This is a genomic window from Polynucleobacter sp. HIN11, assembly GCF_030297675.1.
GTDB lineage: Bacteria > Pseudomonadota > Gammaproteobacteria > Burkholderiales > Burkholderiaceae > Polynucleobacter.
This window is the reverse complement of record NZ_AP028142.1, coordinates 475026-494961: the sequence shown is the minus strand read 5'-3', so window position 1 is coordinate 494961 and position 19936 is coordinate 475026. Positions and strand designations below refer to the sequence as shown.

Annotated in this window: 19 protein-coding genes; 8 read left to right on the top strand and 11 right to left on the bottom strand. The window is 46.6% G+C overall.

Annotated features, from left to right (window positions below; all coding sequences use genetic code 11):
• Nucleotides 1-7 precede the first annotated feature (7 nt).
• The 3 genes from QUE60_RS02610 to uvrB all read right to left on the bottom strand — a co-directional run bounded on the left by QUE60_RS02610 (nt 8) and on the right by uvrB (nt 4162).
• On the bottom strand, nt 8-1267 hold the full coding sequence (locus QUE60_RS02610; protein WP_286227141.1) for an IscS subfamily cysteine desulfurase: 1260 nt from the start codon (nt 1265-1267) through the stop codon (nt 8-10).
• Nucleotides 1268-1269: 2 nt separating this feature from the next.
• A complete protein-coding gene (iscR, locus tag QUE60_RS02605; protein ID WP_108508047.1) occupies nt 1270-1839 on the bottom strand; it encodes a Fe-S cluster assembly transcriptional regulator IscR in 570 nt (189 codons plus the stop codon).
• A gap of 148 nt (nt 1840-1987) precedes the next feature.
• Nucleotides 1988-4162, bottom strand: a complete 2175-nt coding sequence (gene uvrB / locus QUE60_RS02600; protein WP_458574796.1) for an excinuclease ABC subunit UvrB — start codon at nt 4160-4162, stop codon at nt 1988-1990.
• 121 nt (nt 4163-4283) lie between these two features.
• Here uvrB and QUE60_RS02595 point away from each other — a divergent pair, with 121 nt between their 5' ends.
• From QUE60_RS02595 to QUE60_RS02570, 6 genes are read left to right on the top strand one after another with little or no spacing between them, the layout of a single operon-like run.
• Complete coding sequence (locus tag QUE60_RS02595; RefSeq protein ID WP_286227139.1) at nt 4284-5489, top strand: amino acid aminotransferase; 1206 nt, start codon at nt 4284-4286, stop codon at nt 5487-5489.
• A 28-nt stretch (nt 5490-5517) separates the two neighbouring features.
• Nucleotides 5518-6789 (top strand): polyhydroxyalkanoate depolymerase, encoded by a 1272-nt coding sequence (locus QUE60_RS02590; protein WP_286227138.1) that lies wholly within the window; start codon nt 5518-5520, stop codon nt 6787-6789.
• A 21-nt stretch (nt 6790-6810) separates the two neighbouring features.
• A complete protein-coding gene (rsxB, locus tag QUE60_RS02585) occupies nt 6811-7479 on the top strand; it encodes an electron transport complex subunit RsxB (protein WP_286227137.1) in 669 nt (222 codons plus the stop codon).
• Between the two features lie 8 nt (nt 7480-7487).
• Entirely contained in the window at nt 7488-8144 is a 657-nt protein-coding gene (gene nth / locus QUE60_RS02580) for an endonuclease III (RefSeq protein ID WP_286227136.1), read from the top strand.
• Nucleotides 8137-8559: a DUF1841 family protein gene (locus QUE60_RS02575; protein WP_286227473.1), complete on the top strand. Its 423-nt coding sequence runs from the start codon at nt 8137-8139 to the stop codon at nt 8557-8559. Before nth ends, QUE60_RS02575 begins: the two co-directional genes overlap by 8 nt.
• A gap of 8 nt (nt 8560-8567) precedes the next feature.
• Nucleotides 8568-9278 (top strand): class I SAM-dependent methyltransferase, encoded by a 711-nt coding sequence (locus tag QUE60_RS02570; protein ID WP_286227135.1) that lies wholly within the window; start codon nt 8568-8570, stop codon nt 9276-9278.
• Here QUE60_RS02570 and QUE60_RS02565 read toward each other — a convergent pair.
• Both QUE60_RS02565 and aceA read right to left on the bottom strand, forming a co-directional pair.
• The gene (locus tag QUE60_RS02565; protein WP_286227134.1) at nt 9270-9698 is read right to left on the bottom strand and encodes an HIT family protein; all 429 of its coding nucleotides are present in this window, start codon (nt 9696-9698) and stop codon (nt 9270-9272) included. The two genes, QUE60_RS02570 and QUE60_RS02565, sit on opposite strands and share 9 nt — an antisense overlap.
• Before the next feature lie 99 nt (nt 9699-9797).
• On the bottom strand, nt 9798-11096 hold the full coding sequence (aceA, locus tag QUE60_RS02560; RefSeq protein WP_108508039.1) for an isocitrate lyase: 1299 nt from the start codon (nt 11094-11096) through the stop codon (nt 9798-9800).
• A 328-nt stretch (nt 11097-11424) separates the two neighbouring features.
• On the opposite strand from aceA, the gene QUE60_RS02555 reads away from it, so the two are divergent.
• Entirely contained in the window at nt 11425-12267 is an 843-nt protein-coding gene (locus QUE60_RS02555; protein WP_286227133.1) for an alpha/beta hydrolase, read from the top strand.
• Here the strand turns inward: QUE60_RS02555 and QUE60_RS02550 are convergent.
• Entirely contained in the window at nt 12260-13507 is a 1248-nt protein-coding gene (locus QUE60_RS02550; RefSeq protein ID WP_286227132.1) for an MFS transporter, read from the bottom strand. The genes QUE60_RS02555 and QUE60_RS02550 overlap by 8 nt on opposite strands.
• Nucleotides 13508-13547: 40 nt before the next feature.
• Complete coding sequence (gene clpB / locus QUE60_RS02545; protein WP_286227131.1) at nt 13548-16151, bottom strand: ATP-dependent chaperone ClpB; 2604 nt, start codon at nt 16149-16151, stop codon at nt 13548-13550.
• Between the two features lie 94 nt (nt 16152-16245).
• Here clpB and QUE60_RS02540 point away from each other — a divergent pair, with 94 nt between their 5' ends.
• Entirely contained in the window at nt 16246-16494 is a 249-nt protein-coding gene (locus QUE60_RS02540; RefSeq protein WP_286227130.1) for a GIY-YIG nuclease family protein, read from the top strand.
• Here the strand turns inward: QUE60_RS02540 and moaE are convergent.
• Genes moaE through thrC form a run of 4 tightly spaced genes read right to left on the bottom strand, consistent with a single transcriptional unit; the run spans nt 16491 to nt 19922 of the window.
• The gene (moaE, locus tag QUE60_RS02535) at nt 16491-16946 is read right to left on the bottom strand and encodes a molybdopterin synthase catalytic subunit MoaE (RefSeq protein WP_286227129.1); all 456 of its coding nucleotides are present in this window, start codon (nt 16944-16946) and stop codon (nt 16491-16493) included. The two genes, QUE60_RS02540 and moaE, sit on opposite strands and share 4 nt — an antisense overlap.
• A gap of 1 nt (nt 16947) precedes the next feature.
• The gene (gene moaD, locus QUE60_RS02530; protein WP_286227128.1) at nt 16948-17205 is read right to left on the bottom strand and encodes a molybdopterin converting factor subunit 1; all 258 of its coding nucleotides are present in this window, start codon (nt 17203-17205) and stop codon (nt 16948-16950) included.
• 9 nt (nt 17206-17214) lie between these two features.
• Nucleotides 17215-18477 (bottom strand): molybdopterin molybdotransferase MoeA, encoded by a 1263-nt coding sequence (locus QUE60_RS02525; RefSeq protein ID WP_286227127.1) that lies wholly within the window; start codon nt 18475-18477, stop codon nt 17215-17217.
• A 2-nt stretch (nt 18478-18479) separates the two neighbouring features.
• The gene (gene thrC, locus QUE60_RS02520) at nt 18480-19922 is read right to left on the bottom strand and encodes a threonine synthase (RefSeq protein ID WP_286227126.1); all 1443 of its coding nucleotides are present in this window, start codon (nt 19920-19922) and stop codon (nt 18480-18482) included.
• Nucleotides 19923-19936 lie beyond the last annotated feature (14 nt).

Here is a 19936-nt window from a genome sequence, read left to right as displayed (position 1 = left end):
AACATCATTAATGAGCCGCCCATTGAATCGTATTGAGATCAATGCCGTCTTTGTACATTTCCCAGAGGGGAGAAAGTTCCCGCAATTTTGCAATCTTATCTTTGACCAAAGCAATCGTGAAGTCAACTTCTTCTTCAGTGGTAAAGCGACCAATCGTAAAACGAATCGAGCTGTGGGCAAGCTCATCGTTGCGCCCCAAGGCGCGCAATACATAAGAAGGCTCTAAAGATGCTGAGGTACAAGCAGATCCAGAAGAGATCGCAATGTCTTTTAATGCCATCAACATCGATTCGCCTTCAACATAGTTAAAACTGATATTGAGGTTATGGGCAACACGTTGGTCCATGTCACCATTGACATAAACCTCTTCAATGTCTTTTAGACCAGCCAGTAAGCGATCACGCAATTTGCGGATGCGCGCCGCTTCCTCGGCCATTTCGATCCGAGCAATCCGGAACGCCTCACCCATGCCAACAATTTGGTGAACGGGTAAGGTTCCCGAACGCATTCCGCGCTCATGACCACCGCCATGAATTTGCGCTTCAATCCGAACTCTGGGCTTGCGTCGAACAAATAGAGCGCCAATCCCTTTGGGGCCATAGGTCTTATGCGCTGAGAAACTCATCAGATCAACTTTGAGCTTCTCCAAGTCAATCTCAACCTTACCCGTTGCTTGCGCAGCATCCACATGAAAAATAACTCCGCGCGAGCGGCACAATTCGCCAAGTCGCGGAATGTCTTGAATCACTCCAATTTCATTATTGACATACATCACCGATGCCAAGATAGTGTCTGGACGCATAGCAGCTTCAAACTGAGCAAAATCAATTAAGCCGTTTTCCATGACATCGAGGTAAGTAACGTCATATCCCTCACGCTCGAGCTCGCGGCAGGTGTCAAGTGTCGCCTTATGCTCAGTCTTCACGGTAATGATGTGCTTGCCTTTTTCTTTGTAAAAATGGGCTGCGCCCTTCAATGCCAAATTAATACTCTCGGTTGCACCACTCGTCCATACGATCTCACGGGGATCAGCATGAACTAATTTAGCAACCTCAACCCGCGCCTCCTCGACAGCTTCTTCGGCCGCCCATCCAAATGCATGGCTACGGGAGGCCGCATTACCAAATTGCTCCCGTAAATAAGGCAGCATTTTGTCAACCACGCGCTGATCAATCGGCGTCGTTGCCGAGTAATCCATATAGACCGGAAAATGCTTGGGGCTATAAATCGAAACGGGTTGCAATGCTTCCTTGAATGGAGCGTTCATACTTAACCTTGTCTTGCTAAATTGAATACTGAATTAATTAGGGGCCGCTTTGGAGCCTCTTCTTTTTTGGCAACTGCAGCGACTGCTGGCTTTTTAAGCTTCGCAGGCTCAACGCGTACTTTTTTCTCGCGCATATCAGCAATCACCACTCCGCGGCTTTCTTGCTGTTTGACTAAATCGCGCAAGGTGACTGAGTCTAAATACTCAACCATCTTGGCATTCAAATTAGTCCATAAATCATGAGTCATACAGCGACTATGGGTGTCTTCCTCGCTATGGCAATTTCCCTTGCCACCGCATTGGGTAGCATCTAGAGGCTCATCCACAGCCACAATAATGTCGGCCACACTGACCTCCTCGGCTTTGCGGGCTAAGGTATAGCCACCGCCAGGGCCGCGAGTGCTCTCAACAATGTTGAAGCGACGCAATTTTCCAAAGAGTTGCTCTAGATACGAAAGCGAAATCTTCTGGCGCTGGCTAATTCCAGCTAGGGTTACAGGGCCATGCGCTTCGCGCAAGGCTAAATCAATCATTGCGGTTACAGCAAAACGACCTTTAGTAGTAAGTCTCATAAATCACCTTGGTTGTGGGTTGATATGGACAGCCATTGCCAGAGGGGTGATACCTGACAATTTCAGTCAAGTATAACATATTCCCGAGTATTTTTATCAGGAATAAGCCATAGGGGTAGTGTGGGGATAAAAAAGATAAGCGCTTGATTTATATAGAATCTTTAGCAAGCGCCCCAAATGCTAATTCCTTAATTTTAGCAATCTGGTCTCGAGTCGCGGCTGCTTTCTCAAACTCGAGATTTTTGGCTTCAGCCATCATTTGCTTCTCGAGACGATTAATTTCGCTCGCTAACTCGCGCTCACTCATCATCTCATACTGGGCCTTACGCTGCGCAACTTGCAACTCCACGCGCTTTTCCTGAACATCGTAGACGCCATCAATGATGTCTTTAATCCGCTTCTGAACTCCTTTGGGTTGGATACCATGTTTCAAGTTAAACGCAATTTGCTTATTTCTGCGACGCTCAGTCTCCCCCATCGCTCTTTTCATGGAGTCTGTTATCTTGTCGGCATACAAAATCGCTTTGCCATGAACATTTCGCGCCGCTCTTCCAATGGTCTGAATCAAACTCCGCTCTGCTCGTAAAAATCCCTCTTTATCTGCATCCAAGATTGCGACGAGCGATACCTCGGGGATATCAAGACCCTCGCGTAATAAATTGATACCAACTAATACATCGAAAACACCTAAACGTAAATCACGAATAATTTCGACACGCTCGACCGTATCAATATCCGAGTGAACATAGCGTACTTTGACGCCGTTATCAGCCAAATACTCTGTTAATTGCTCGGCCATGCGTTTAGTGAGGACTGTGACCAATACACGCTCACCCGCTTTCACACGCTCATGAATTTGACCCAGTAAATCATCCACCTGAGAGCTGGCAGGTAGAACCTCAATTTCAGGATCGACCAGACCTGTGGGACGCACCACTTGTTCAACCACTTGACCCGTTTTTTGGTTTTCATAATCGGCTGGGGTTGCTGAGACAAAAATTGCTTGACGCATCTTAGTCTCAAACTCTGGAAATTTCAGTGGGCGGTTATCCATCGCCGATGGTAAGCGAAAGCCATACTCCACCAAGGTATGTTTCCGGGAGCGATCGCCGTTATACATCCCATTTAGCTGCCCAATCAAAACATGGCTCTCATCTAAGAACATGAGTGCATCATCAGGCAGGTAATCGACTAAAGTCGGTGGCGCCTCGCCGGGTTTAGCGCCCGATAAATGACGTGAATAGTTTTCAATACCTTTACAAAAGCCGAGCTCCGACAACATCTCCAGGTCAAAACGGGTGCGCTGCTCTAAACGCTGCGCCTCAACTAACTTATTACCTTTAACAAACTCATCTAAACGCTCCCGCAACTCGGCTTTAATGGTTTCAATCGCCCTTAAAACCGTTTCTCTTGGGGTCACATAATGTGAACTGGGGTAGACCGTAAAACGAGGTAATTTCTGCTTAATCTTGCCGGTTAATGGGTCAAAGAAATGAAGTGATTCGACCTGGTCATCAAATAGCTCGACTCGGATAGCTAATTCATTATGCTCGGCTGGGAAAATATCGATCGTATCGCCGCGGACCCGAAAAATGCCTCGCTGAAAATCCATCTCATTACGCTCATACTGCATAGAAATCAATCGAGCCACGATGTCGCGTTGACTTAACTTATCACCGGGTCGTAAGGTCAAGACCATACTGTGGTAATCGCCTGGATTTCCAATGCCATAAATGGCCGATACGGTTGCCACGATCACCACATCTCGACGCTCTAATAAACTTTTCGTGGCGGATAAACGCATCTGCTCAATATGCTCATTAATTGATGAGTCTTTTTCGATGAACAGATCGCGCTGAGGTACGTAAGCTTCTGGTTGATAGTAGTCGTAATAACTTACAAAATATTCGACAGCATTTCTGGGGAAAAATTCACGAAACTCAGAATACAACTGTGCTGCGAGAGTTTTATTAGGCGCAAAGATAATGGCCGGCCGGCCCATTCTCGCAATGACATTGGCCATGGTAAATGTTTTGCCCGAACCGGTAACACCTAATAGAGTTTGAAACAACAATCCATCCTCGAGTCCTTCACACAACTGATCAATCGCAGCCGGTTGATCGCCGGCCGGAGGAAATGGTTGATAGAGTTGATATGGTGAATTTGGAAACGAAACAAACTTCGACTCATCCAATGTCACCGCCTGCTCAATCTTTAGAGCAACATCCTCTGCGTCTCCAGAAGGATCGGCAAAAATGACCGGGTCTGGATTCTTTTTTTTGCTGGTCGATTTTGGGGTGAGCTTTGGCATCTCGGCTATCATTTACGACTAGGGATGAATCACCTAGCAATTTATAAATAATCTTCAATTTTGCCGTTTTTATTCCGTTTATACCAACCGCTTCTAAGAGCCTGATTTACAACAACTAATCGAAATTTCCACCATGAATCTGTTTTCTTCCGTCCAGCTTGCTCCCAAAGATCCAATTTTTGGCCTCACTGAGGCATATAACGCTGACCAAAGGCCCGGCAAAGTTAATTTAGGGGTGGGGGTTTACTATACCGACGAAGGCAAAGTTCCACTCTTACGTGCTGTACTAGAGGCCGAAAAAGAAGTTGTTGCCAAAGAAGCGCCTCGCGCCTACATTCCGATCGAAGGACCCAATCCATACAACTCAGCTGTTCAGAACTTACTTTTTGGTAAGGACTCAGCATTAATTCAGGCTGGGCGAGTGGTCACTGCAGAGTGCCTTGGTGGCACTGGGGCCCTCCGAGTTGGTGGAGATTTTGTTAAACGCCTTGAGCCCACTGCAAAAGCAGCAATCAGTTCCCCAAGCTGGGAAAACCATCGCGGCATTTTTGAGGCTGCTGGATACAACGTTTTAGAGTACACCTACTTTGACCCAAAAACACGGGGCGTAGACTTTGATGGCATGGTGAAATCGCTGGAGTCTTTTCCCGCGAAAACCCTAGTGATCCTCCACGCCTGCTGCCACAATCCAACAGGAGCGGATCTCACCAAAGATCAATGGCAAACCATTATTTCGATTTGCCAACAAAAACAGTTGATTCCATTTCTTGATATTGCTTACCAAGGCTTTGCGGACGGCATCGAACAAGATGGTGCCGCCGTGCGGATGTTTGCTGATTCGGGAATGTCTTTCTTCGTATCGAGTTCTTTCTCCAAATCATTCTCTTTGTATGGTGAGCGTGTTGGTGCCTTGTCCATCGTGACGCAGAGTAAAGAAGAATCTGCTCGAGTTCTTTCACAGCTCAAACGCGTGATTCGAACCAATTACTCAAACCCGCCAACCCACGGTGCCGCCATTGTGGCAACAGTTCTCAACTCACCCAAACTGCGTCAAATGTGGGAAGATGAATTAGCCCAGATGCGCGATCGAATTAAATCCATGCGGCATGGCCTAAAAGAGAAACTGGCGGCGGCTGGTGTTGCGCAAGATTTTTCATTTATTGAAGCGCAACGGGGAATGTTCTCCTACTCAGGGTTAACCTCTGATCAGGTCGCCAAGCTCCAAGAGCGGGATGGTATTTATGCTCTGTCCACAGGGCGCATTTGTGTGGCTGCTTTAAATACCAAAAATATAGATCGGGTTGCTCAGGCAATTGCCCGAGTTCTCATGTCAAAATAGAATCTTTGCTGGTTCTGGAGAGTATTCGATGCTTTATCAAATCTATGATTTCCAAAAAGCATTATTGCAACCCTTGACGGAGTGGGCCAAAACAACCGCTGAGACTTTTGTCAATCCCGCGAACCCGCTCTCCTTAGTACCAGGTGCTGAGCGTCTAGCAGCGAGTTACGAACTCTTGCACCGTCTTGGCAAGGACTACAAAAAACCTGAATTTGGAATTCGTAGTGTCAAAGCACATGGTAAAGAAGTTGTTGTCCAAGAATTTACAGCCCTAGCCAAGCCTTTTTGTAATTTGGTCCGCTTCAAGCGCTTTTCAGATGATATTGAAGTCATCTCCAAAATGAAGCAAGACCCTGTCGTTTTAATTGTTGCCCCACTCTCGGGTCACCACTCGACCCTATTGCGCGATACCGTTCGCACCATGTTGCAAGATCACAAGGTCTATATCACCGACTGGATCGATGCCAGGATGGTTCCAAATGACCAGGGTGTATTTGGTTTGGATGATTACGTCCATTACATTGAAGATTTCATTCGCCATATTGGCGCTGAAAACTTGCATGTGATATCGGTGTGCCAACCAACCGTACCAGTACTGGGGGCTGTATCTCTGATGGCTTCGCGTGGTGAGAGTACACCTCGCTCACTGGTGATGATGGGCGGCCCAATCGATGCACGCAAATCACCAACCGCAGTGAACTCTCTGGCGATGAGTAAATCGATTGAGTGGTTTGAGGCGAATACGATTCATAATGTACCTCCACCCCATCCTGGTGTCGGGCGACGAGTTTATCCGGGGTTCTTGCAGCACATGGGTTTTATTGCCATGAATCCAAGCAATCATCTGCAATCGCATTGGGACTATTTTCAAAACTTAGTACGTGGTGACGAACAAGATGCGCAAGCCCACATCCGTTTTTATGACGAATACAACGCGGTGCTGGACATGGATGCTCACTACTACTTAGATACTATTCGTACGGTCTTCAAAGACTATGCGCTACCCAATGGAACTTGGATGGTTCGCAATGAGCTTGTTAAACCTCAAGATATTCAGGAGTCGGCCTTATTGACGATTGAAGGCGAGATGGATGATATTTCTGGGAGTGGTCAAACGCGCGCGGCTCATAAATTGTGCAAAGGAATCAAAGAGTCGAGTAAAGAGCATTACGAAGTGAGTGGTGCCGGTCATTACGGTATTTTTTCTGGAAGTCGCTGGCGTAATAAGGTCTATCCCCGTATTCAACAATTTATTCGGGCTCACCACTCATCGAACCCCAGTAATCAAGACGCAAATTAAATTGCATCGGATTCAAAGTCCATGCCCTCAACTAAGCTGGCCGACCTAATCGAAGACGCCCTTCCGCAAACACAGTGTACAAAGTGCGGCTATCCTGATTGCCGCGGTTATGCAGAGGCGCTTGCCGAAGGCGAAAAACCCAATCGTTGTCCACCGGGCGGTGTCGCGGGAATTATTCGTCTTAGCCAAATCCTGAATTACCCATTGAATGAAGAAACCCGTAGCATCAATCCAGAGTGCGGGATCGAACGTCCTCGCCCTGTCGCCTGGATTGATCCACAAGCCTGTATTGGTTGCACACTATGTATCCAGGCATGCCCGGTCGATGCCATCGTTGGGGCGTCAAAACAAATGCATACCGTTCTTCCTGAATGGTGCACGGGCTGTGATTTATGCGTTGCCCCTTGCCCAGTAGATTGTATTCTTATGCTGAATGTAACGGGTGAGCAAACCGGCTGGAATGCCTGGTCACCTGCCCAGGCCGATCTTGCGAGAGCTCGCTATGAGTCACATTTAAATCGATTGGAACGTGAAGAGCGTGATCAACAGGAGCGATTAGCCACTAAAGCCAAAGCTAAATTAGCTGCATTGGATCAGGATCAAGCAAAGAATCAAGGACAAATCGATGAAATCGAACGAAAACGAGCGATTATTGCTGCAGCTATTGCACGAGTAAAGCAATCGGGCTAATCAACATCATGAATCTTGAGCAGCGCATTGCCTTTTTTGAGCAGTTGAAGGTAAATAATCCAAAGCCGACTACCGAACTGGAATATAGCTCGCCGTTCGAACTATTAACTGCGGTCTTACTATCTGCGCAAGCAACCGATATATCGGTGAATAAGGGAACTCGTCGATTGTTCGCAGTCGCCAATACTCCCAAAGCCATCCTAGAGCTTGGCGAAGAAGGGGTACGTCCTTACATTCAACATATTGGGTTGTATCGAACAAAAGGTAAACATCTGCAAGAAACCTGTCGGATATTGCTTGAGCGCCATGGCGGTGAGGTCCCCAGAAACCGATCAGACCTTGAGGCGCTTCCTGGTGTTGGGCGCAAAACCGCTAATGTCATCCTCAATACGGCATTTGGTGAACCAACGATTGCAGTCGATACCCATATTTTTCGAGTATCGAATCGCACAGGTCTTGCTCCTGGCAAAAATGTCCTTGAAGTTGAAAAGAAGCTCATGAAACGAATTCCCAAGGACTACCTCATGGATGCTCATCATTGGCTGATTTTGCACGGCCGCTATGTATGCAAAGCCCGTAATCCAGAATGTGCACAATGCATCGTCGAGCCTTTATGCTCCTATCGATATAAATCCAATCAAGGAAAAATACGTGGCACTGTTTAACCCAAGTCGTGATGAAGTTCGACAATTCTTTTGCGGTGCATGGCAAAAACAGCTAACAGGGGGAGTATTAACACCCATCGAGATGATAGCCTGCTCATGGATAAAGCTTCACCCCGAGTATCACGCTATTTTGACTAGCAACGAAGCGCTCTCTCATGAATTCACACCCGAACAAGGGCAAACCAACCCATTTTTGCATTTATCGATGCACCTATCCATTAGTGAGCAAATTTCAATTGATCAACCCCTGGGTATCAAGTTAGTGGCAGAGCAACTGACTCGAAAATTAGATTCGGAGCATGAGGCCCAGCACCAAATCATGGAATGCTTAGGGCGTGCACTCTGGGAAGCGCAGCGAAACGGTCAGGCTTTAGATGCATTAGCATACATTGATTCCATCCGAAAATTACTTTAGGTTTTGCAATGAACCAAGCAGCCGAATCTGACCCAATTACTCTATTTCGCTCCAATTGGGCGACCTATCAAAAACTACTTGAGCATAACTACATGTTTCATCACGAATTAGTTCATGCAAGTCAACAGCTAATTCAATCAATTGATCAACCACTGTCTCTAGTAGATCTTGGTTGCGGAGACGCCTCTCTCAGTCAAGCACTTTTTAAGAATAATCAAATCTCACGCTACATGGCGTGCGATCTTTCACAACCAGCGCTGCAGCTTGCTAAAACTAATTTGGCACCCTGGTCCTCGCAATTGGAATTAAATTGCCTGGATATGCTTGAGCAACTTCGTCAAATACCGGACTGCGCCCTTGATTTAGTATTTTCAAGTTATGCCATTCATCATTTGAATGACCAATCCAAGCTGGCTCTTTTTAAGGAATGCTTTCGAGTCTTAAAACAGTCAGGATCGTTTGTGTTGATCGATGTGATGCGCAATGATGGACAAAGTCGAGATGATTATCTTGATCAATATTTATGCATGGTTGAAAATGATTGGGTGGCAATCAGCTCCATCGAACGTGCCCGCATTACTGAGCATGTGCGAGCCAATGACTTTCCTTTGAGCCCCTCTGAATATCAATCGCTCGCCCGCCAGGCGGGCTTTCATCAGGAAGATTTACTAGATGCCCATGGCTTTCATCAAGCCTGGGCCTACCAACGCTTAAGCTAAGTCAGCAATACCCGATCGAATCGCTTCCGGAATTCCCCTAGCAAGCTCACGTCGCAACTTCAGTACAGCATCAGCCGTGTCGCGCTGCCTTGGCGACCAAATTGACTCTGGAAAGTATGGATCATCTGCAAAACGGGGGATCACATGCCAATGAAGATGCGGAACTTGATTGCCCAATGAGGCTAGGTTTATTTTTTGGGGTCGCATAACACGGCGAACTGCAAACTCAACCACGTCCACCAAGGCCAGCAAGATTTCTCGCTCAACTCGTGATAACTCACTCATCTCAGCAATATGACGATTCCAAATTACCCGGCAATAGCCAGGCAAATCGGGAGCATCGACCAGAACAACGCGGGCATCATCACCGCGCCATATTAGATGCCCGCCCTCGTCTTGACAAAGAATGCAATTATTCATAGTTACTACTGTAAAACAGAAAGGCGCCTAAGTCACCCTTTGGGGATGCTTAAGGCGCCTGCCATGACTGCATTAGCCGTCGATTAGACGGATGAATGATTAATGGAATTGCTCTTCTTCGGTCGATCCAGTCAAGGCGGTTACTGATGATTTCCCACCCTGAATCACGGTCGTAACGTCATCGAAGTAGCCAGTACCAACTTCTTGCTGATGTGAAACAAAGGTATAACCCCGATCTCTTGCTGCAAACTCGGGCTCTTGTACCTTCTCAACATAAGCCGTCATACCACGCTTGACATAGTCTTGTGAAAGGTCATACATGTTGTACCACATCGAGTGGATACCAGCTAAGGTGATGAATTGGTACTTATAACCCATCGCACCTAGCTCGCGCTGGAACTTAGCAATTGTTGCATCATCTAAGTTTTTCTTCCAGTTAAACGACGGCGAGCAGTTGTAGGCCAACATTTTTCCGGGGAACTTCTCACGAATAGCCTCAGCAAACTTTTTAGCAAAATCCAAATCTGGGGTGCCAGTCTCGCACCAGACCATATCGGCATACTCTGCATACGCCAAACCACGAGAAATCGCCTGTCCGAGCCCTTTACGAGTTTTATAGAAACCCTCAGGTGTTCTCTCACCAGTCAAGAACGGTTTATCGTTTTCATCATAATCTGAGGTTAATAGATCAGCAGCTTCGGCATCGGTTCTTGCCAAAATAATGGTTGGCACGCCCATGACATCAGCAGCTAAGCGAGCAGCAATTAATTTCTGCACGGACTCTTGAGTCGGCAACAATACCTTGCCGCCTAAGTGTCCGCATTTCTTAACGGATGACAATTGATCTTCAAAGTGCACGCCGGCTGCACCATTTTTAATTAATGCTTTGCTTAATTCATAGGCATTTAGAACGCCACCAAAGCCAGCTTCAGCATCAGCAACGATGGGTGCGAAGTAATCGATGTAACCAGGATCGCCTGGATTAATTCCTTTTGACCACTGAATTTGGTCTGCGCGCTCAAATGTATTGTTAATCCGCTCAACAACTTTAGGCACCGAATCGACTGGGTAGAGGGATTGATCGGGATACATCGCTGCATAAGTATTGTTATCAGCAGCCACTTGCCAGCCTGACAAATAGATTGCTTTAACACCAGCCTTTACCTGCTGCATGGCCTGACCACCGGTCAATGCGCCTAAGCAATTTACATAGGCTTCGTTATTCACCAAATTCCATAACTTCTCAGCGCCCTGTTTTGCTAAGGTGTACTCAGGGCGAACAGAACCACGAAGACGAACTACATCTTCTGCGGTGTAGCCTCGCTTTACCCCCTGCCAACGCGGATTGGTGTCCCAATCCTTCTGAATAATTGCTGCTTCTGCTTTACGAGTCACCATATTGCTCTCCTTCATTCACGATAAAAATGGATATCGACGAGGGCTTGAGAAACCCAAACTCTTATGTCTTATATAAGAGTTTAGAAAGTAATTTATTAATAATGACTAATTTAACTAGCGATATATAAATAAATTAAATCATTAAATTCAATTACTTATTATTAAATTTTTGCTATATGAAATATGGAATTAGAAAATGAAATTATTCGAGTTTTAACCTAAATTCAGTTTTTTATCTTATGAAAGAAGAATTTCATATTGCGAAAATAATAAAACGGCCTTTCTCGCGTATTAAGATCCTTCTATAAAAATGTAACGTAGAAGCAAAATGATCCGAATCTTATTTGTCGTTCTTTTCTTATTCTCGAACGCGAATAATGCACAACAGTTACCTAATGCGTCAGACGGCTTACAGGAAGAACTAATAACCGTTGATTTAGATAAAGATGCAAAACAAACAGGATTGTTTTCAATCAAAAGCGGTTCTAAAAATCACACGAGATTAGCTGTATTGGTGCCAGGCTATCCCTCCGTATTTAGACCGGCTGTTGAAAATGGCGCAATGGTTAGCACAAAACTAAGTGGAAATTTTTTAATTCGCTCAAGACGTCATCTTGCCGATGAATCAATCGCGATTCTTACCATTGATTGCCAATCTGAAAGCGGCGATGTCTGTTCTAGTAGCTATCAGGCAAGTAACGAGCGTCAAGCGCATGTTCAAAAATTAATCAACGAAGTGAAAAGAAGGTACCCAACCATTCAAGGGGTATGGCTAGTTGGCACTAGCATGGGAACCATATCATCATCATTTATGCCCACATATGAACCAAAAACATACTCTGGGGCAATTCATACGGCAGCCATTACGGAACCTTATGCAAGAAATTCGTATCGCGAATTAATTAATTTCAACTATAAAAAATCGGGGATCCCCCAATTCTTTATTCATCATAAGGATGATCCTTGCTATCTAACAACATGGTCTGGGGCAAAATCGATTAGTGATCAGTATGGAATTCCATTGATTACTGTTTTTGGAGGAAGTAATTTTCAGGGTAACCCCTGTAACGCATTTACCGAACATGGATTTAGGGGTAAAGAATCCGAAGTGATGCAGACTATCCGCGAAATTATTCTGACCGGAGCCTCGAAAAACAGTGAGATTAAATAGATTGAGTTTGTCGACTAGGGGTTTTACTAGCAACTTTAAATGCGGTAAAGATAATCAAACACTGAATAAAGGCAACCCCTAAGAAGAGCCAATTGGGTCTTCCCGCGTCGAGCAAAATACCAAAAGCGAGTGGGCCAACTGAAGCGCCAAGGTCGATACCTGAGTAGACAATGCCATAGACTCGACCAGAGGCGCCTTGTGGCGTTGCGGACCGGATCATTAAATCGCGTGATGGTGCAGCGATACCTAAGCCAATCCCGATCACAACAAATAGAGTTGGAATAATGGTAGCTGATACCAACTCTGCCCCAATAGTTACCGACATGAGTGCACTAACAAATAAACAGATCACGACTGTACGTTCTGGCGCAGCAAAACGACTTGCGAGATAACCACCTAATAGCATGCCACCAGCAGTTCCGAGGGCCAAGAGGGTTAGAAAAAAGTTTCCGGAGGCAACCGAGATTTCATAAGTCTTAAACAGGGCACTAGGGGCAAATGATTGAATACCTGACATCGCCACCATGCTGAAAAAGAAGAACAGCCAACATAGCCAAACGGCGGGTAACTTTAAGAAATCAAAAGTTCCTAACGGACTATGGTTCGGGTCTTCCTTGCGCGCATTCGCTAAATTACTAGCCTGACGCTCTTTTGCATCATCCGTTAACAAATCGCGGTTAAACCACAGCAATACCAGAACTGAGAGCGCCAAGATGGCTGCCGCCATCATCGCCGTTCGCCAGTTCGCCAGCTCTGCAATCGCCACCATGAAGACTGGGGCCAAAGCCCAACCCAGATAACCAGTGACCCCATGGAAGGAATACGCATAAGGCAATCGTCTTGGTGAGATCTTATGATTAATTAGAGTGTAATCAACAGGATGAAAAACACCATTGCCGCACCCCATCAAAATTGCACCAATCATCAGCCCCAAATAGCTTGAACTCACAGCATAGGTCACTGCAGATAAAGCTAATAATCCAATCCCAACAAATAAAATCGGTCGCGCACCTTTGTGATCCACCAGAAAACCAGACGAGGCCTGAACAACGCATGAGACCACAAAGAAGACGGTCATCAATAAACCGAGTTCGGCGTACGACAAGCCGAATTCAATCTTGAGCCAGGGAAACAGCGGGGGTAGAACTAAATGATAAAAATGAGAGGTGCCGTGCGCTAGGCTAATCAAGCCAATCGTACGGTTATCACTAGAGTAAAAACTGCCTTGGGCAAGCGACATGGCACTAGTTTAGCGCCAGTCGCCCAATCCGCCAAAATACTCAATGCACGAGACGAGAAAAGCTGAAATCGCCCTTTTTATCTACATCCACCGGAATTACATCCTGCGGGCCAAATTTACCCTCTAAGATCATCTTCGATACTGGATTTTCAATATGTTGCTGAATCGCTCGCTTGAGTGGTCTTGCTCCAAAAACAGGATCAAAGCCAACCTCTGCTAACTTATTCAACGCGGCATCACTAATATCCAATTGCATATCAAGACGCGCCAAGCGCTCGGAGAGGTTTTGCAAGAGGATTTTTGCAATCGAGGCAATATTCTTTTGATCAAGCCCATGGAAGACCACGATCTCATCGACCCGGTTTAAGAACTCAGGACGGAAATGATTCTTAAGTTCGCCAAAAACTGCCTCCTTCACCTCAGCTTGATTTTTTCCAGTCATGGACTGGATCAAATGAGAGCCAATATTACTGGTCATCACAATCACAGTATTTTTAAAATCAACTGTGCGACCCTGACCATCAGTTAAGCGCCCATCGTCTAATACCTGTAGCAACACATTAAATACATCTGGATGTGCTTTTTCGATCTCGTCAAATAAAATCACACTATAGGGTTTGCGACGAACCTGTTCGGTGAGATAACCGCCTTCTTCATAGCCGACATACCCAGGAGGTGCGCCAATTAAGCGGGCGACACTATGCTTTTCCATGAACTCACTCATGTCAATTCGAATGAGTCGGTCATCACTATCAAATAAAAACTCGGCCAGCGCTTTACATAGCTCTGTTTTACCAACACCCGTAGGCCCTAAAAACATAAATGAGCCATAGGGTTTATTTTCCTCAGAAAGACCCGCGCGCGAGCGACGAATCGCATCCGATACCGCACGAATGGCTTCATCTTGGCCCACCACGCGTTCGTGCAAATGATCTTCCATTTTGAGCAATTTATCCCGCTCACCCTGCATCATTTTTGAAACAGGAATACCGGTAGCACGCGAGACCACCTCAGCAATCTCTTCGGCGCCAACTTGAGTGCGAAGTAGTTTCGGCCGATTTGTATCTTTTTGCTCTGCTTTTGCCTCAGCAGCCGCCGCTGACTTCAGCTTTTGTTCAAGCTCCGGTAATTTGCCGTATTGCAGTTCAGCCACTTTCTCGAGCTTACCCTCACGCTGCAGCTTGGCGATTTCTGCTTTGACGCGGTCAATCTCCTCTTTCACAGAGGCAGCCCCCAAAGCCGCACCCTTTTCTGCCTTCCAAATTTCTTCGAGGTCAGCATACTCGGCACCCAAACGGGTGATTTCCTCCTCAATGAGGTCTAGGCGTTTTTTAGAAGCATCGTCCTTCTCTTTCTTTACCGCTTCACGCTCGATCTTTAATTGGATCAAACGGCGATCCAATTTATCCATCACCTCAGGCTTTGAATCAATTTCCATCTTGATGCGAGAACCAGCCTCATCGATAAGATCAATTGCTTTGTCCGGCAAAAAACGATCTGTGATGTAGCGGTGTGAAAGCTCAGCTGCAGCCACAATCGCTGGATCGGTAATCTCAATGCCGTGATGCAGTTCATATTTCTCTTGTAAGCCACGCAGGATCGCAATCGTTGCCTCAACACTGGGCTCATCAACCATCACTTTTTGGAAGCGACGCTCTAGAGCGGCATCTTTTTCAATGTATTTACGATATTCATCAAGCGTGGTGGCACCAATACAGTGGAGCTCACCCCGAGCCAGTGCAGGCTTTAACATATTACCGGCATCCATCGCACCATCGGCCTTACCAGCTCCAACCATGGTGTGAATTTCATCAATGAACATAATGGTACGGCCTTCGTCTTTTGCCACATCATTAAGAACGGCTTTTAAACGCTCTTCGAATTCGCCGCGATACTTTGCGCCCGCTAGTAACAGCGCCATATCCAACACCAAGACGCGCTTGTCTTTTAAAGTTTCCGGCACTTCACCGTTCACAATACGTTGCGCAAGGCCTTCAACGATGGCGGTCTTACCCACGCCTGGTTCACCAATTAAGACCGGGTTGTTTTTGCTTCGCCGCTGAAGAATCTGAATCGCGCGACGAATCTCGTCATCACGGCCGATCACTGGATCAAGCTTGCCAAGTCGAGCACGCTCGGTTAGATCAAGGGTGTATTTCTTTAGAGCTTCGCGCTGCCCTTCAGCATCAGCTGAGTTCACCGACTCCCCACCACGAACTAAGTCAATTGCGGCCTCCAAGGCCTTGCGGCTCAGACCATTCTCACGAGCTACTTTGCCAAGCTCACCTTTATCGTCTGCCAAAACCAATAGGAATAGCTCGCCTGCAATATATTGATCGCCACGCTTGCTCGCTTCTTTTTCGGTTTGATTGAGCCAGCTTAATAAAGTTCGACCGACCTGAACATCACCCCCAGTGCCCTGCACCTGAGGTAATTTAGCGATCATCGCCTCGGCAGCTTTTTCAAGGCCAGTAACATTAGTACCAGCACGGGTTAATAAGCTACGCGCGCCTCCATCTTGCTGGCGCAACATGGCAAGCAGCAAATGTTCGGGCTCAATGAACTGGTTATCGTTATTTAGGGCAAGGCTTTGTGCATCCCCCAGTGCCTCTTGGAATTTAGTAGTTAATTTATCTATCCGCATGATTTAAATGAATTTATTTACCAATTAATAAGTCTACTTAGAATATGGGGGTAAAACCCCATTATTCAAGTTTTTTATTTCAATGCAACGTGTGATGACTTGGTTCCTTTACTTACTCGAATGTGCTGATGGTAGTTATTACACAGGCATTACTAATCAGCTGGAGGGACGGATCCTTGCACACAATCAAGGGATTGGTGCACGCTATACGCGCGGACGGGGGCCAGTGAGGTTGCTAGAAGTAAAGAACTATCCTGACCGCTCAGAGGCCTCTAAGGCGGAGTGTGCCGTAAAACGTTTACCCCGAGCCCGAAAAAGAGCATTCTTTAGTAATCAGTCCTAGCTCTTAGTCCAGCGGGCCAAAGCTGCATCATCTGAAACACGGGCATCAACCCAGCGTGAACCATTTGGCGTATCTTCTTTCTTCCAAAATGGTGCCTGCGTCTTCAAATAGTCCATAATGAACTCGCATGCAGCAAAGGCTTCGCCACGGTGGGCGCTGGTGACGGCGACAAGCACAATCTGATCGAGCGGCTGCAAGGGACCGACCCGATGAATAATCAGGGCTTGATTCAAATCCCAGCGACCCTTAGCCTGATCAATAATTGACTGTAAGGCTGCTTCGGTCATCCCCGGATAATGCTCTAAGGTCATTTGCCGAACAGCAGTACCATCATTCAAATCTCGAACCGTGCCAACAAAAATAGCGACCGCGCCAACTGTGCCATCACCACTTCGTAAATTGGCGATTTCAGTTGTTAGATCAAAATCCCGCTCTTGAATACGAACCGGCATTTCAGCCTCCGGTTACTGGAGGGAAGAAAGCGATCTCAGCACCCTCCAATAGAGCGGTGTCTGCGCTGACCATTTGCTGATTGAGAGCACATCGCAAGACGCGATCCTTAGACAACACATCGGACCACGGCGCGCCTCGCGTTGTTAAGAAGGCGCGAAGATCTGTAATAGTTTTGATCGAGTCGGGAATCACAATCTCTTCTTGCGCCACACCTAGGCCCTCCCGAATCGAGGCAAAAAAGCGCAGATAGAGTTTCATGGCGATGGATTAATAAAGTAGTCCACTAAAGGGGATATATCGAACCATATCACCCTTTTTGAATCCCTGTCCGGCCGGACAATCAATCAAGCCATCCCCCCAAGCTGCGCTTGTCAAAACACCCGAGCTCTGATTGGGAAACAGGTCAAGGCCACCCTCTGCGTTCATTTTGACACGCAAAAACTCATTACGGCGATCTGGCTTTAACCAATCAAAATCCGCTCTGACCTGAAAAGATGGTGGCGTTAAATCAGATCGCCCCTGAAGTTTTAAGATAAATGGACGAACAAAAAGAATGAAGGTCACAAAGCTGGATACTGGATTGCCAGGAAGGCCCATAAACCATGCCTCGCGATTTAACTGATTTTGTTTACGAACCGCGCCAAATGCCAGCGGTTTACCTGGCTTGATACCAATCTGCCATAAATCCAGTCGACCTTCCGCATGAACGGCTGGCTTAATGTGATCCTCTTCGCCTACCGAGACTCCGCCTGAGGTAATAATCAGATCATGATCTTCACTGGCAGTTCGCAAAGCTTGCCGGGTTGACTCCAATCGATCGGGAACAATCCCATAATCTGTCCCAATACATCCCATACTCCGAATAAGCCCCAATAAAGTGTCCCGATTCGAGTTATAAATACCGCCGGGCTTTAAAGGTTCACCTGGCAAGGACAACTCATCGCCAGTAAAGAATGCTGCTACCCTTACCTTCCGTTTAACAGGCAGCTGTGCATAACCAGCAGAAGCAGCAACGCCCAGGTGCTGAGGCCTTAAAACAGTGCCGGCCGATAAAGCGACCTTTCCGATACTTAAATCCTCGCCACGTCGACGAATCCACTGCCCTGCATTAGGAATGGAGTTAATTTGTACCAAATCTAATTGGGTCTGAGGCACGCAATCCTCTTGCATCACAACCGCATCCGCCCCTGGGGGTATCGGCGCACCAGTAAAGATCCTGGCAATGGTCTTTGGCTTGAGCGGCTCACCAACTGATCCCGCCGGGATGCGTTGATCCACTTTTAAGATCACCCCGGCAGCTGTAATATCCTGTGTCGCCACAGCGTAACCATCCATCGACGTGTTATCCAAGGGTGGCACGTCAACGGTGCTCACAATATCCTCAGCAAGCACCCGACCAAGCGCTTCTTGGGTGGGGACTGACTCTTGGGCCTCAACCGGCACAGGGTTCTTCAGTAAATGCGATAAAGCATCGGCTGCACTTAGTAGTGGTGGTTTATTACTAGAGCCTGAGGATGAGCTGATGGCCATGATCAATTGACGTGATCTTGAATAAAGGCTTTTACTGTCGGAGTACTGGCCGGCACATTCGTCACACGTTGTGGCTTATTTTTAATGTCACGAAATGCAGCTGGGCAATCCGCAGGGCGACCCAATGCTTCTTGGATCGTTTCTTCAAATTTAATTGGCAAGGCGGTCTCAAGCACTAACATCGGAATCCCTTCTTGCAAATGCTCGCGCGCCACTTTAATTCCATCAGCAGTATGGGTATCAATCATGACTCCGTAGCGCTGATCAATATCGCAAATCGTCTCCAAACGATTTTGATGCGTACTTCGACCAGAGACAAATCCAAATTTAGAAATGGTTTTAAATGCCGGATCATTCGATAAATCAAATCCGCCATCCGTTTCTACTTGTTTAAATAATTGGGCAGTGCGCTTGCCGTCACGACCAAGTAGATCGAAAATAAAACGCTCAAAATTGCTTGCCTTCGAAATATCCATCGACGGGCTTGAGGTATGTAAAGTTTCGGCCGATTTTCGTGCCCGGTAAATACCGGTTTTGAAGAACTCATCGAGCACATCGTTTTCATTGGTTGCAACTACTAAGTGCGCAATCGGCAAACCCATCATGCGGGCAATATGTCCCGCACAAACGTTTCCGAAGTTACCAGATGGCACCGCAAAAGAGATTTTCTCCTCGCTCGACTCCGTTGCCAATAAATATCCTTGAAAGTAATACACAACTTGTGCTAGAACACGCCCCCAATTGATAGAGTTCACTGTTCCAATTCGATATTTGGCCTTGAACTCCAAATCATTACTAACCGCCTTGACAATATCTTGGCAATCATCAAATACCCCGTCGACCGCGAGATTAAAAATATTGGAGTCTTGCAAGGAATACATTTGCGCCGACTGGAACGGGCTCATCTTGCCACGCGGCGACAGCATAAATACTTTAATTCCTTCTTTGCCTCGCATGGCATACTCAGCAGCACTTCCAGTATCACCAGAAGTAGCCCCTAAGATATTAAGCTCCTGCTTGGCACGTTTTAATGCGTACTCAAAGAGATTACCCAGTAATTGCATGGCCATATCTTTGAAAGCAAGGGTTGGGCCATTCGATAAACTTAAAAGCCCCAACTTTGCACCATGCTCCTCACCTAACCAATGCACTGGCGTAATGTCACTTGCTGCGTCAGTAGGACGACCATTGCAATAGACCTGCGGGGTATAGGTCTTGTGCAGTAATACTTTTAAATCATCAGTAGGAATATCGTCGCAATACAAACGAATAATTTCAAATGCCAAGTCGGGGTACGACAGACCCCTCCAAGAATCTAACTGCGCCTTAGTCACCTGAGGATAGTGAGTTGGTAAATACAAACCACCATCGGGTGCCAGGCCACCTAATAGGATTCCCTGAAAGGTTTGTTCTGGGCTTGCGCCTCGGGTTGATTGATAACGCATATGTAAAAACTGGG

Bases quoted from the DNA above. Each gene is read 5' to 3' on its own strand.
- QUE60_RS02590 (WP_286227138.1), top strand. From the start codon at position 5,518: ATGCTTTATCAAATCTATGATTTCCAAAAAGCATTATTGCAACCCTTG.
- QUE60_RS02540 (WP_286227130.1), top strand. From the start codon at position 16,246: ATGACTTGGTTCCTTTACTTACTCGAATGTGCTGATGGTAGTTATTAC.
- aceA (WP_108508039.1), bottom strand. From the start codon at position 11,096: ATGGTGACTCGTAAAGCAGAAGCAGCAATTATTCAGAAGGATTGGGAC.
- iscR (WP_108508047.1), bottom strand. From the start codon at position 1,839: ATGAGACTTACTACTAAAGGTCGTTTTGCTGTAACCGCAATGATTGAT.
- QUE60_RS02610 (WP_286227141.1), bottom strand. From the start codon at position 1,267: ATGAACGCTCCATTCAAGGAAGCATTGCAACCCGTTTCGATTTATAGC.
- clpB (WP_286227131.1), bottom strand. From the start codon at position 16,151: ATGCGGATAGATAAATTAACTACTAAATTCCAAGAGGCACTGGGGGAT.
- QUE60_RS02595 (WP_286227139.1), top strand. From the start codon at position 4,284: ATGAATCTGTTTTCTTCCGTCCAGCTTGCTCCCAAAGATCCAATTTTT.
- QUE60_RS02570 (WP_286227135.1), top strand. From the start codon at position 8,568: ATGAACCAAGCAGCCGAATCTGACCCAATTACTCTATTTCGCTCCAAT.
- QUE60_RS02555 (WP_286227133.1), top strand. From the start codon at position 11,425: ATGATCCGAATCTTATTTGTCGTTCTTTTCTTATTCTCGAACGCGAAT.
- QUE60_RS02565 (WP_286227134.1), bottom strand. From the start codon at position 9,698: ATGAATAATTGCATTCTTTGTCAAGACGAGGGCGGGCATCTAATATGG.
- moaE (WP_286227129.1), bottom strand. From the start codon at position 16,946: ATGCCGGTTCGTATTCAAGAGCGGGATTTTGATCTAACAACTGAAATC.
- moaD (WP_286227128.1), bottom strand. From the start codon at position 17,205: ATGAAACTCTATCTGCGCTTTTTTGCCTCGATTCGGGAGGGCCTAGGT.
- rsxB (WP_286227137.1), top strand. From the start codon at position 6,811: ATGCCCTCAACTAAGCTGGCCGACCTAATCGAAGACGCCCTTCCGCAA.
- QUE60_RS02550 (WP_286227132.1), bottom strand. From the start codon at position 13,507: ATGTCGCTTGCCCAAGGCAGTTTTTACTCTAGTGATAACCGTACGATT.
- nth (WP_286227136.1), top strand. From the start codon at position 7,488: ATGAATCTTGAGCAGCGCATTGCCTTTTTTGAGCAGTTGAAGGTAAAT.
- uvrB (WP_458574796.1), bottom strand. From the start codon at position 4,162: ATGATAGCCGAGATGCCAAAGCTCACCCCAAAATCGACCAGCAAAAAA.
- thrC (WP_286227126.1), bottom strand. From the start codon at position 19,922: ATGCGTTATCAATCAACCCGAGGCGCAAGCCCAGAACAAACCTTTCAG.
- QUE60_RS02525 (WP_286227127.1), bottom strand. From the start codon at position 18,477: ATGGCCATCAGCTCATCCTCAGGCTCTAGTAATAAACCACCACTACTA.